Source organism: Deltaproteobacteria bacterium, assembly GCA_020848905.1.
In the GTDB taxonomy this organism is placed as follows: domain Bacteria; phylum Myxococcota_A; class Polyangia.
In genome coordinates this window covers 504,509-516,736 of record JADLHG010000042.1, presented here as the reverse complement: position 1 = coordinate 516,736, position 12,228 = coordinate 504,509, and the positions used below count along the sequence as shown (strand labels likewise).

Annotated in this window: 8 protein-coding genes; 1 reads left to right on the top strand and 7 read right to left on the bottom strand. The window is 69.2% G+C overall.

Annotation, left to right across the window (positions count from 1 at the left end; genetic code table 11):
• Positions 1-19 precede the first annotated feature (19 nt).
• From IT371_19220 to IT371_19195, 6 genes are all read right to left on the bottom strand, one after another.
• A complete protein-coding gene (locus tag IT371_19220) occupies positions 20-1,843 on the bottom strand; it encodes a hypothetical protein (protein MCC6749805.1) in 1,824 nt (607 codons plus the stop codon).
• A 172-nt stretch (positions 1,844-2,015) separates the two neighbouring features.
• Entirely contained in the window at positions 2,016-3,134 is a 1,119-nt protein-coding gene (locus tag IT371_19215; protein MCC6749804.1) for a type IV pilus twitching motility protein PilT, read from the bottom strand.
• Positions 3,135-3,150: 16 nt separating this feature from the next.
• Positions 3,151-4,839: a type IV-A pilus assembly ATPase PilB gene (pilB, locus tag IT371_19210; protein ID MCC6749803.1), complete on the bottom strand. Its 1,689-nt coding sequence runs from the start codon at positions 4,837-4,839 to the stop codon at positions 3,151-3,153.
• A gap of 152 nt (positions 4,840-4,991) precedes the next feature.
• The gene (locus tag IT371_19205) at positions 4,992-5,630 is read right to left on the bottom strand and encodes a PPC domain-containing protein (GenBank protein MCC6749802.1); all 639 of its coding nucleotides are present in this window, start codon (positions 5,628-5,630) and stop codon (positions 4,992-4,994) included.
• A 46-nt stretch (positions 5,631-5,676) separates the two neighbouring features.
• Positions 5,677-6,921 (bottom strand): tetratricopeptide repeat protein, encoded by a 1,245-nt coding sequence (locus IT371_19200; GenBank protein MCC6749801.1) that lies wholly within the window; start codon positions 6,919-6,921, stop codon positions 5,677-5,679.
• 10 nt (positions 6,922-6,931) lie between these two features.
• The gene (locus tag IT371_19195) at positions 6,932-9,232 is read right to left on the bottom strand and encodes a protein kinase (GenBank protein MCC6749800.1); all 2,301 of its coding nucleotides are present in this window, start codon (positions 9,230-9,232) and stop codon (positions 6,932-6,934) included.
• A gap of 175 nt (positions 9,233-9,407) precedes the next feature.
• Here IT371_19195 and IT371_19190 point away from each other — a divergent pair, with 175 nt between their 5' ends.
• The gene (locus tag IT371_19190; GenBank protein ID MCC6749799.1) at positions 9,408-10,661 is read left to right on the top strand and encodes a class I SAM-dependent rRNA methyltransferase; all 1,254 of its coding nucleotides are present in this window, start codon (positions 9,408-9,410) and stop codon (positions 10,659-10,661) included.
• An 84-nt stretch (positions 10,662-10,745) separates the two neighbouring features.
• Here IT371_19190 and IT371_19185 read toward each other — a convergent pair whose 3' ends face one another.
• Positions 10,746-12,179 (bottom strand): hypothetical protein, encoded by a 1,434-nt coding sequence (locus tag IT371_19185; protein ID MCC6749798.1) that lies wholly within the window; start codon positions 12,177-12,179, stop codon positions 10,746-10,748.
• Between the last annotated feature and the right edge of the window lie 49 nt (positions 12,180-12,228).

The window sequence follows — 12,228 nt, the reverse complement described above, 5'->3', positions numbered from 1 at the left end:
CGTTCTCGGGGCCGTGCGCCTACCGAGGCTTGATCAGCTCGAAGTAGCGCTTGACGTAGTACCGATAGCCGAGAGGAACCTCCTCTCGCTTCATCACGTCCTCGATGATGTGGGTGTAGTCCCGGTAGACGCGGCGATAGTTCTGCGTCGAAAAGCCCTTCTCCGCGGCGCCGAGGATGACCTCGCTGCGCGTGGGACCCTTGCTCTCCATCCCCTTCACGAAGACGTCCTTGCGCCGGCTCTTGAGGTGCGTCGGATCGCCTCGCGTGTTCGGGTCGGTGCCACTGCCGATCCCGTCGCCCGGCTGGCCGTTGGGACTGTCGGGCCCCTGTCCGGGCCGCTGTCCCATCGCCCCCCCCGGCATCACCATCGTTCCGTCCTTGCCGTTCGGGTCGAGCAGGACCCCCTTTTGCCCCTTGCCATCCTTGCCCTGGCCGTCCTTGCCATCCTTGCCCTGGCCGTCCTTTCCCCCGGCGCGCGCGAGAAAGTCCTTCAGCTGGGCCTTCGAGATCTTGCCCCCCGACTGCCCGAGGCGGCGGAGGAACTCCTTCAGGTCCATGATCTGCCCCTGGGCCTTGCCCATGAGCTGCATCCGCGATAGCTGCTCGGCGAAGCGGCTCATTTGCTGGGCCGCCTTCTGCAGGGCCTTCATGGCCTCCGGGCTGAGGCGGTTTTGCAGCGCGGCAGCCGCCTGCTGGAGCTGACGGTTCAAGCGCTCGAGCTCCCGCTGCTGGCTGGCCATCCGTTCCCGCTGCCGATTGAGCCGTTCGAGCTCTCGCCGATTGCGCTCCAGCCGTCGTTTGGCCTGCCCCGGGTTCTTGCCCTTCTGCTCGAGCTGGCGTTGCAGGCGACGGATGTCGTTCTGCAGCTGCTCCGCCTTCTTCTGCAAATCCTGCTGGTCGAGCTTCTGCTGGGCCGAGCGGGAGAGCGTCTTGGACAGCCGCTTCTGCTCCTCCGAGCGGAGCTTCTCGAGATCCTTGGCCAGCTTCTCCAGCTCCTCCTTCGCGCGCTGCAGGTCGGCCTGCTTCAGCGCCTCGGAGAGGTCCTTCGTGAGCTTGTCCTTCTCGAGCTCGCCGGCCATCTTGCGGAGCTTCTTCAATACCTCGTCGAAGTCGCCGTCGAGGCCCTCCATCACCTTGCGCTCGAGCTCCGCCAGCTTGGCGAAGAGCTCCTTGCGGGTCAGCTCCTTCTTCTCGAGCTGGTCGAAGATCTTGTTCAGGTCGGCGGTGAGCCGTTCGAGCTCCGGCTGGCGCGCCTTCAGCGCTTCCTGCTGGAGCTGCCGCACCAGCGCGCGATGCGGGTCCAGCTCCTGCGGATCCACTGAGAGCCGCGGGAGAACCTTGCCCTCGATGATCGGGGGCTGCCCGGTGGGGAAGCGCACGAGGCCGACCGCGACGACCAGGAGCACGAGGAGTCCGCAGGCGCGGGCGTCGCGCGGCCAGCGCCACGGGGCGGCTCTGGCGACGCGGACGTGGGCAAGGTGCGTCACCGCCTCCTCGACCTGGGCGCGCATGAAGTCGGTCCGCTCGGCGGCGCTGCTGAACTCGAAGGCGGTGCTCAGCCGGTCGTGCAGGGCGTGGGTTCGGTCCACGAGCTGCGCCGCGTGGAGCGGCGGGATCCGTCGCAGCGCCGCGCCGAGGGCGGCGAGGAGGGGGAGCGCGGCGAGCACCCCGAGGGCGGGGAGGAGGTGCCGGGGGCCCAGCAACCCGGCCTTGAGGAGAAAGAGGAGGACCGCAGCCCCGAGCAGCGAGGCGAGCGTCGCCGTGATCGCCGCTTCGAGGGAGCGCTGCACCCGGAGCCGTCGCTGCACGGCGCGGACGGTCTGTCGGATCGATGGGTGCATAGTCACTGCGCGCCGCCTCGGTCTCTCGTCCGCTACCCTGGTGTAGTACGACGGGTGTGGGGAAAGCATCCCCGTCCGTCTGCCGATCCTTCAGCGGTTACGTAGATATTTTCCCAGAGAAGGGGGGGGCAGACCAGGCGAAAGTCGGGCTGCGCGGGCGGAAGGGGCCAGGCTACCTTCGCACCGGCGGCTGCTGTCCCGCGCCACCACCGCCGGGAGAGGCCTTCGCGGCGTTCGCGATCATGGTCTGGAGCTCGTCCGGGTCGGAGCTGCGTCCGAGGGCCTCTTCGACGGTGATGAGCCGCCGGAGGTAGAGCGCGCAGAGCGACTGGTTCATGGTCTGCATCTGGTGCTTGGCCTGCCCGATTTGCATCTGCGAGTAGATCTGGTGGATCTTGTCCTCGCGGATCAGGTTCCGGATCGCCTGGTTGGGGACCATGATCTCGACGCCGAGCACCCGTCCCTGGCCGGTGCCTTTCGGGATCAGCGTCTGCGAGATGACGCCCTCGAGCACGAAGCTGAGCTGCGCGCGGACCTGCGACTGCTGGTACGGGGGGAAGACGTCGATGATGCGGTTCATGGTCTGCACGCAGGAGTTCGTGTGCAGCGTGGCGAAGGCCAGGTGGCCCGTCTCGGCGACGGTCAGCGCGGCCTCGATCGTCTCGAGGTCTCGCATCTCACCGACGAGAACCACGTCCGGATCCTGGCGCAGGATGTACTTGAGCGCCCGCTTGAAGCTCTTCGTGTCCGAGCCGACCTCGCGCTGGTTCACGACGCAACCCTTGTGCGGGTGCAGGTACTCGATGGGATCCTCGATCGTGATGATGTGTTCGCGGCGCTCGCTGTTGATCTTGTCGACCATGGAGGCCAGGGTGGTGGACTTGCCCGACCCCGTGGGGCCCGTGACCAGCACGAGGCCGCGCGGCTTCTTGCAGAGCTCCCCAACGATGGGCGGGATGCCGAGTTCGTTGAAGGACAGGATCTTGAAGGGGATGGTACGGAACGCCCCGGCGACCGCGCCGCGCTGCATGAAGATGTTCGAGCGGAAGCGGGCGAGGTTTTTCACGCCGAAGGAGAGGTCGAGCTCCAGATCCTCCTCGAAACGCACCTTCTGCGCGTCCGTCAGGATGCTGTAGCAGAGCTGCTTCGTGTCCACCGGAGTGAGCGGGGGCATGCGGAGCGGCACGAGGCTGCCGTCGATCCGCAGCTGCGGGGGGGAGCCCGTGGTGATGTGGAGGTCCGACGCCCCCTTGTCGATCATCGCCTTGAGTAGCTGGTGCAGGTTCGCCATGGTGACCGTCGCTCCGTTAGTCGGACGCACTCACCCGCAGAACCTCCTCGGGCGCAGTGATGCCTTCGATGATCTTCTTGATGCCCGCCTGGCGCAGCGTCTGCATTCCCAGGCGGATCGCTTCGGCCTTGAGCTCGGCGGTGGAGGCGCCCTGGAGCACCATCTCCTTGAGCTCTTCGTGGAGCGTCATGACCTCGTAGAGCGCCAGGCGCCCCTTGTAGCCCGTGTTGTTGCAGGTCCGGCAGCCGCGGCCTCGGTAGATACGAACCGAGGCGGCGTCTTCGGGGGCCATGCCCATGTCGATGAGACTCTGCGGGTTCGAGGGAGTCTCTTCTTTGCAATCGGCGCAGACCTTCCTTGCGAGGCGCTGGGCGAGGATGAGGTTCACCGAGGCCGTGACGAGGAAGGGTTCGATGCCCATGTTGAGGAGGCGGTTGACGGTCGACGGGGCGTCGTTCGTGTGGAGCGTGGAGAGCACGAGGTGCCCGGTGAGGGCGGCCTTCACTGCGATCTCCGCCGTCTCGAAGTCGCGGATCTCGCCGACCATGATGATGTCGGGGTCCTGGCGAAGGAAGGCGCGGAGCGCCGTCGCGAAGTTGAACCCGATGTCGTCGTGCATCTGCACCTGGTTGATCCCGGGGAGGTTGTACTCGATCGGATCTTCCGCGGTGGAGATGTTCTCGGTGGTCTTGTTCAGCTCCGACATGGCCGAATAGAGCGTGGTCGTCTTGCCCGACCCCGTCGGCCCCGTGACGAGCACCATGCCGTAGGGCTGGTGGATCATCTTCATGAAGTCGTCGAGCGGCTTCTGGTCGAAGCCGAGCTTCGTCATGTCGAGCTGCAGGTTCGACTTGTCCAGCAGTCGAAGCACGACCTTCTCGCCGAACATGGTGGGCAGGACCGAGACGCGGTAGTCCATCTCGCGCCCCTTGCCGAGCTTCAGCTTGATGCGCCCGTCCTGCGGCAGCCGGCGCTCGGCGATGTCGAGCGAGCTCATGATCTTGATGCGACTGACAAGCGCGTTCTTGAGCTTGAGCGGCGGGTTCATCTCCTCGTAGAGGACGCCGTCGATGCGGTAGCGCACCCGGAGCTTCTTTTCGTACGGCTCGATGTGGATGTCGCTGGCCCCCTTCTTCATGGCGTTGATGAGGATCAGGTTCACGAGCCGGACGACCGGCGCCTCCCCCGAGGCCTTCTCGAGATCGACGACGTTCATGTCGTCGCTGTCGTCGGAGAAGTCGATCTCCGACTCGTCGAAGCCCTCCATCACCTCGGAGTAGTTGACCCGGTCGTAGTAGCGCTGGATCGCCTCCTCGACGGCGGCGTCGGAGGCTACGACCACTTCGATGTTGTAGCCGGTGAGGAACTTGAGGTCGTCGATGGCGTAGATGTTGGCCGGGTCGGCCATCGCCACGATCAGGGAGGCGCCGGCGCGGTTGACCGGGATGCAGCGGTGCTTCTGCGCCACCTCCTTCGGGATAAGCGCGATCACGTCCTCGTCGATGTCGAACTCGCTCAGATTGATCGACGGGACGCCGTACTGCTTGCTCAGAAAGTTCGTGAGGTCCGCTTCGGCGATGTACCCCATCCGCGTGAGGCTGTAGCCGAGGCGGCCCCCCGTCTTGGAGGACTCGCGCTGGGCCTCCTGAAGCTGCTGCGCGGAAATGAGGTTCTCGCGGACGAGCAGTTCACCCAAGCGGCTCATTTGTTCACGCCTCGTTGCGCTGGCCTGGGCAGGCCCGCCGTCGCAGCGACCAGGTCCCAGGCGCACCAAGCTGGCAAGTGTTCGACATCTAAGGGTGTAATGAGGCTAACAGCGAGAGGGCAGGGTGTCAAATCCACCCCGGCCGCGCGGCGCTACTCGATGCCGATTTCAAGGTCGTAGCGATTCGTCGCGCTGCCGAAGCCCTCCACCCCGAGAGTGTAGTTCCCGTCCGCGGGGACCGGGGGGGTGGTGATCTCCTCGTCGTCCTTCTCTCCACGGGCCGTGCGAACCACGTTCCCGCCCGGGTCGAGCAGGGCGGCGTCGAGGTCCCCTTTCGCATGCACGAAGCGCACCCTCACCGTCAGCTTCTGCCCCTTCTTGAGCGAGATGGCGTAGTGATCCACGTCTCCCGGGTAGCAGATCTCCCAGTCGGTGATCTTGCCCGTGCCGAGGAGCGGGGTGCCCGTCGCCGCCGTGTTGTTCGGCTCGCTGGTCTCGTCGGCGCAGCCCTTGGATGGCTTGATCACCGCCCCGTCGAGGTAGAAGGTGCCGTCCTTGGAGGGCTTCTCGCCGTCGGAGAGGATCCGGGCGTCCGGGGGGGCGGCGTCCACCACGCGATCCTCTCGCGTGCAGACCTTGGTGCGCGGGTCGCAGAGGTAGCCGCTCGGACAGGGTTGCCCGGTGGCGGCGCAGCGGAACGGGGTGATCCCGAGATCCGGGCTGTAGCAGCCGGCGAGCCACCCGACGACGCCCAGGGCGAAGCTGGCCGAGACGAAGGGGCGTGAGAGCATGAGGTCTCCTATGGCAGGGGGAGGCGTCGCCGCGTTCGTGGCGAGGTCAGAAGTCGATGCGTCCGACGAAGCCAGCGCCGCTGGGTGAGGCCCACGGCGCCGCGAGGAAGCGCACGACGTTCGGCCGCGGGCCCGCCGCGAGATTCGCGCGCTGTTCGCGGACGTATTTCCGGTCGCGGTACCAGAGGTACCCGGTGACGCCCGCGGCCGCGATGCCGAAGCTGAGGAGCACGGCGCTCGTGGCGGCAAAGGCCTTGCCTTCGCTCTCCCAGCCCTGGGCGCGCTCGTCGAAGGGCTTCGTGGGCGCGGCGACAGGGGGATCCTTGGCGCAGCCTCCCTTGCAGCTGTCCTCGGCGAGCGTCTGGACGGCGCTCGACCGGTTGCTCGCGAGCAGGGCCATGGCGATGCCGCCACCGAGGAGCGCGACGGTGCCGGCGGCGCCGACCCAGATCCACAGGCGGTACGGCGAGCGGATCTCCACGGGGCCCGTCTGTCCCACGATGGGCGCGCGGCCGCCCTCGATCACGATGATGTGCGGGTTGAACTTGGATCCGGTGCTCGCCGCCACGACTTCCTTCGCCTCGGTGCGCACGGCCTCCACGTAGTACTGCAGCGAGGTGGAGGTCATGTGCTGCGCGGCGATCTGCGCTACGAAGGCGTCCCCTTGCGCCGCCATTTGGAGGCGCCGGAACTCCGTCTCGCCCGCCTTGCGGAAGTAGACCCACAGCCGATCGGCCTTCACCTGCGAGGGGAGCTCGGCCAGGATGGTCACCGGCTGCCGCACCTTCGCGTTGTCCACCGGCGTGTGGATGAGCTGCGCCTTGCCCGTCGGGGCAGGGGCCTCTCCTTCGCCCGCGGGCGACCCGGCGCCACCTGTCGGAGCGGGCGTGTCGGCGGCTCCGCCGGCTGCCGGCCCCTTGCTTCCCGTCTCCTGTTCGAGCTGCTTGACGAGCTTCTCGACCTGGGCGCGGTTGGGGTCCACCGTGCGCGCCTTCAAGAGGAACTTCTTGTAGAACTCGAGGGCCTTCGGCTTGTCGCCGACCTTCTCGTAGGTGCGCCCGATGTTCAGCAGGATCGGGGGAGCGGGGCGGAGCTCGTAGGCCTTGAGGAGCTCCTCGATCGCTTCCTTGTACTTTCCTTGCGTGTAGAGCTTGCGGCCGGCGGCGAAATGCTCCGCGGCCTTGTCCTCCTCGGAGCCCCCGTCGCTCTCCTCCTGAGCGAAGGCGCGCGGGGCGGACAGACAGAGCGTGAGCACCAGGGGGAGCAGCAGGAGACGCAGGTGGAGTCGCATCCGTGTTCGCCTATTGTGAGAAGGGGTCTACCCAGTCGCCGGAACCTTTTTTCGCCTTCGCGGCCGGCTTTTTGACAGCGGCGGGGCGAGGGGCCGCGGCGCGGCGCGGCTTTCTGACCTTGGCGACCTTGGCCTTCGGGGGGGCCGCCTCCTCGGTCTTCGGTGCGGGCGGAGCTCCCTCGGCGGCGGCGCTCCCCTCGGCCGAGGCCTCTTTGGCGTCGGGCTTGGCCTCCGGTTTCTCCTCGGGCGCGGTCGCCGCGGCTTTGGCCGTTCCCTCTGCGGCGGGGGCGGGGGCCGTCGCGTCGGCCGCCCCTGTTGCGGCACCGCCGGTCTCGCCCGCACTCCCCGCGGCCGCAGGAGCCGCGGTTCCCGGAGCGGGGGTCGCTGTCCCAGCCGAAGGGCTTCCGGCCGCAGCCGGAGCCGGCGCGTTCCCGGTTCCCTCCTTGGGAGCCGGCGCGGTCGAGGGCGACGCCGCGGCGCTCGTCCCCGCGGACGGAGTGGCCGGCGGCTCCGGGGACTTCATGAGGAGCTTCACGCCGAGCAGGACCAGACCTCCACCGAGGAGAAACGAGATCAGCACCACTCCCAGCAGGGAACGGCGAGGCGATTGCGAAGGGAGGGTCGCGGTCACGGCCGGGACGCGGTCCGTGGCGACCGTCGCGGCGAGGGGCGGAGCGGCCGTGACGCGGCTCGGGGGAGCCACGGACGGGGAGCTCTTCGCCGTCGCCGAAGCTTCCACGGCCGGCGCGGTGCCGGCGGGCGTCATCGGAGCTGCGCTCGCGGCGGGCGTCGGCATGGCGGCTCCCGGCGGGGGCGTAGCGGGGGCGGCCACGGGGATGCGCGCCAGCTCCGCCAGTTGCTGATCCTCAAAGGCGGTCCGCGGCAGCGCGTTGCTCCAGGACTTGGCCTCGATGACGAACCGGTCGAGGGCTGCGTCGAGGGACTCCCCGTTGGCGGCCTTGGCCGCCCGGGCCTCGGTCGGGGGGATGGTTGGGGAGAGCTTCGCGACGAACGCGCGCACGGAGCGCTCCTGCGGAAGCTCCACCACCTCGTCGTTCTCGTCGACGAACGCCTCCACTACCGGGGCGGGGCTGGACTTGGTGCCGGCTCCAGAGCGCGTTGCGGACGGCACGGCCTCGGCTGGCCCCGACTTGCGCGCGCTCCGCAGCGGCGCAGCGGCCTGTTCGGCCAGGGCGGCGAGCTCTTCCTCTTCCGAACGTTTTCCCTCGCTACCCGCCATCGCCGGCATGAGCTCCTCTCTTTTTTCCGTCGTGCCCACCGTCGCGGACTCCTTTGCGCGTGGATTGGTCACGGCTTCGCCGAAAAAATCCGAGACCACCCGTTGTTCGATGACCTTCGACAGATCCTCTAGGGAAACCCTGACCGTGTCCTCCGGGGATCGGTCCTGTCCATGAGCGACACCGCTAGGCCCGTTTTCCTTGGAGAGCAGGTCCAGCGGCGGCTCTTCCAGCGCAGATGGCTTCGTGGCTGCCCAGGCCTCCAGCGCGCTGCGGAGCTCGCCGACGCTGCGGAACCGGTCCTCCGGCCGATGCGCCAGGGCCCGCGCGAGGATCGCGTCGAACCCGGGCGGCACGTTGGGGGGGAGTTCCCGTTCGGCGCGTGCGTGCGCCCCCGCGATCTGTTCGAAGCTGCCCACCCATGGCCGACGCCCGCTGATCGCCTCGCAGCATATCACGCCCAGGGCGAAGATGTCGGAGGCGGTGCCACCCCGTCCTTCGAATTGCTCGGGGGCCAGATAGGCCGGGTCCGCGAAGGCGGCCGATCCGGCCTGGTCGGGCGCTGCGGGGGCGCCGGGGAGGAGGAACGCCGTGCCGAAGTCCGCGAGGCGCGTGGAGGGGCGCGTTCCGTCCCGGCCTCGCGTGACGAGCAGGATGTTCCGCGGCTTCAAGGCCCCGTGCGCGTACCCACGAGCGTGCACGGCCTCGAGCGCCAGACAGACCTGACCGGCCATGAGGAGCACCTGGCTGGCCGGCAGGCGCGCGCGCCGGGAGAGAACCTCGTGCAGGTCCATGCCGGGCCACAGCTCGCGCGCCACGAAGAAGCGCCCGTTGCTGGCCCACGCCCCGACGGAGGGGACCGAAAGGTGCGGGTGCGCCAGGTCGGCCAGCGCCTGCTGCTGCGCCCAGTAGGCCTCGATCTGCGTCACCAGACAGAGCGGGCCGTGGAGGACCTTCACCGCGGCGGCGCGGCCCCCTTGATCTTCGGCCGCGTAGGTCTGGCCTTGAGGGCCCGTACCGAGCCCCCGGACCAGGCGATATCCGCCGACTGTGCTCCCGACGAGCGACTGCACGTGACACCTTCTCGATGGGGCGCGGGGTCTGCACCCCCACCTCTCAGCCCGCCCCCGTTTGGCATAGCATTCGGATCGCTGTCAAGCACTTGCGAATCTGCTGGCTTGCCGGCGGTCGTCGGCCCGTCCGCGGGTGGGCCTTGGCCCCAGCGCGGGCCTCGAGTATGGTGCGCCGATGCGTCGCCCCCAAGGAAGAGGACAGCCGGAAGACCGTCGAGCCGTGCCGCAGCGGCGCGAGGGCGTGGTGCGGATACCCGAGGAGGTGGCGCGCCGGGTCCGGGACGGGCATCCGTGGATCTTCGAGGACGCGTTGCAGGGCCGCAGGGTCACGGTGGCGCCTCCGGCGGCGGTGGACGTGGTGGATGCCGACGGCCGGTTCGTCGGACGGGCGGTGGCCGGGGCAGAGGGGGCGCTGGTCCTCCGGGTCTTCTCGCGCGAACGGGGGGCGAACCTGGACGTGGCTCACGTTCGACGCGTGGTCGCGCGGGCCGCGGGGATGCGTCGGCGCCTGCTCGACCTCGGCCCGGAGTCCTGCTTCCGGGTCCTCGGCGGGGATGCCGAGGGCCTTCCTGCGGTGACGGTGGACGCGTACGGGGCCTACCTCGTGATCTCGCTTTACGCTTCGGTGGCGGACCACTGGCTCGAGCCTCTCGTGGCCGCGCTCGTGGCGGAATGGCGGCCGCTCGGCGTTTACGTCCAGCGCCGCTACGAGGCACCGCCCGCCGGGCGTGCACGGCCCGGTGCCACCCTCGTGGCGGGGAGCGCGGCGCCGCCCGAGGTCGCGGTGGCCGAAGGGCGGCTGCGTTTCGCCGTGGACGTGACGGCGCCCCTCGGGACGGGCCTCTTTGCCGACATGCGCCTCGGGCGTGCAGCGGTCGGCCGGCTCTCGCCGGGGCGGTCGGTGCTCAACTGCTTCTCGTACGCCGGGGCGTTCTCGGTGGTGGCTGCGGCGCACGGGGCTCGCTCCGTGACGAGTGTCGACGCGGCGTCCAAGGCGCACGGCCGCGCCCGGCGCAACCTGGAGCTGAACGGGCTCCGCGAGGACGACGGCCGGCACACCTTCGTGACGGGCGACGCCTTCGCCACGCTCGCCCGCCTGGCGGATCGTCGCCAGCGTTTCGATCTCGTGATCCTCGACCCCCCCACCTTCTCGACGGCCAAGGGCAAGACCTTCACGGCCATCAAGGACTATGCGGAGCTGACGACCGCCGCGCTCGCGGTGCTCGAGCGTCCCGGCCTGCTCTTCTGCGCCTGCAACGCGTCGAAGGTGAGCGCGGTGGAGCTGGACCGCGCGCTCGCCCGCGGAGCGGCCGACGCCGGTCGAGACCTCGTCGCCGTGGAGCGCGTCGGGCAGCCTCCCGACTTCCCCTCGGTCTCCGGTTTCCCCGAGAGCAACTACCTGAAGATCGTCGTGGGCTGGGCCGCGTAGCCGCCGACGACCGATCGACCGACCAACCAACCAAACGATCAATCGAAGAAGAGCCCCTTCAGCAAGAGGCCGCGCGCAGGTCCCTCACGGGACGTGCAATTCGACTGCACGGTAGGCCACCGGCTTCTCGCCGCGCAGCCCGAGCAGCGCCACCGGGAGGTCTCCCGAGCGGGCGAAACGGTGCTCGAGAAGGAACCCACGCCCCGTGCGTCGGAGGAGCGTCGGAGCCTCGGGGCCGACCCAGACCTTCAGCTGCTCGACGGTCTCTACCTCGAACCAGAGCCGATAGCGGAGCGGATCCGCGCCGTGTTGCGCGGCGTGCACGGAGATCGTCTCTCCCGCCGCCTCCTGCACGAGCGGCCGATCCGTAGGGAGGGCGAGGGCGCGCGGGCGCCTGGCCAGGGCGCGCAGCGTGTGATGGGCGAGGTCCGAGAGGTGTCCCTGCGAGACGGCGTCGGGTTCCTTCAGGCTGCCGTAGCGGACCGAGACGGCGATGAGGAAGCGCTCGGCCGTGACGGCGTCCACGACGAGCGCCACGTCCAGATGATCGTCCCCCGGGTAGCGGCCGGCCTTGTTGTAGATCTGCACCGGATGCTCGAGCGCCTGCGAGGCGCCGGGCTCGAGCTTCTCCGGCGTGCCGCGGAGCAACGCCCGGATGCGCAGCCGGTCCGCACGGCCGAGCGGGAAGCGACTCGCCTCGGGGAGCTCGTCGTGCAGCATGACCCGCCGGAGCACCTCCAGGAGCTCGAACAGCGTGGCGCAGTTCCCCTGCTGCGGGCACTCGGGATAGCTGCCGCGTCCGGCGCGCTCCGGGAGCGTGACGCGGCGGGGCCCCTCCTCGAAGGACATCTCCGGCGAGACGCGTAGCGTGGCGCCCGGGATCCGCTTGCCGTACCTGCGCTGGAGCACCATGCGAGGCAGGCCGGTCTCGGGCCGCAGGTACTCCTCGTTCAGGGCGTCGAAGCCGGCGATCAGCGCGAGCCGGTTGTACTCGGTGTTCGTGCTCAGCCCGAGCGCCTTGTCGTAAAGCTCGCGTACGGTGCCCGAGTAGCGCCCTTCGGCATCAGTGAACGCGACCCTCGCGGCACCCGAAAGACCGTGTTTGTGGAGCGTCCAGAGGGCCCCGACCGTGGTCATGAGCTTGACCGTGGAGGCGGGCCAGTACCGTCCTGGCGAGTAGACGAACCCCGAGTCCCCGAGGCTGAAGTACTGGAACGCGGGCTGACCGACCCCCGGGACGACGCGCGCGGCCAGCAGAAAGGTGTGCGGGGGCAACGTGTAGCGCGCCGCCTCGAAGGACGCAGCGAGGCTTCGGCGATCCGCGAGCCGCTCGACGAGTCGGAACCAGTCGGGCGCGGCGGCGTGCGCCGTGCGTCCCGTGTGCGGCGCAATCGGCCGGAGCCGAGGCGCCGGCGCTCGACCGACGGTTGCCCGAAGCTCTCGGCGTCCCCCGCAGGCTCCGAGGAGCACGAGGGCGACCCAGGGCGCCCATCGTCGACGGACGGGCATCCAGTTCATGGGCACTTCGAAGGTGGGCTGGGGAGCGCGGTCAAGGACGCGCCGAGGG

Excerpts from the sequence above, each read along its gene's own strand:
- IT371_19220 (MCC6749805.1), bottom strand. The coding sequence starts at position 1,843 with ATGCACCCATCGATCCGACAGACCGTCCGCGCCGTGCAGCGACGGCTC.
- IT371_19215 (MCC6749804.1), bottom strand. The coding sequence starts at position 3,134 with ATGGCGAACCTGCACCAGCTACTCAAGGCGATGATCGACAAGGGGGCG.
- pilB (MCC6749803.1), bottom strand. The coding sequence starts at position 4,839 with ATGAGCCGCTTGGGTGAACTGCTCGTCCGCGAGAACCTCATTTCCGCG.
- IT371_19205 (MCC6749802.1), bottom strand. The coding sequence starts at position 5,630 with ATGCTCTCACGCCCCTTCGTCTCGGCCAGCTTCGCCCTGGGCGTCGTC.
- IT371_19200 (MCC6749801.1), bottom strand. The coding sequence starts at position 6,921 with ATGCGACTCCACCTGCGTCTCCTGCTGCTCCCCCTGGTGCTCACGCTC.
- IT371_19190 (MCC6749799.1), top strand. The coding sequence starts at position 9,408 with ATGCGTCGCCCCCAAGGAAGAGGACAGCCGGAAGACCGTCGAGCCGTG.
- IT371_19185 (MCC6749798.1), bottom strand. The coding sequence starts at position 12,179 with ATGAACTGGATGCCCGTCCGTCGACGATGGGCGCCCTGGGTCGCCCTC.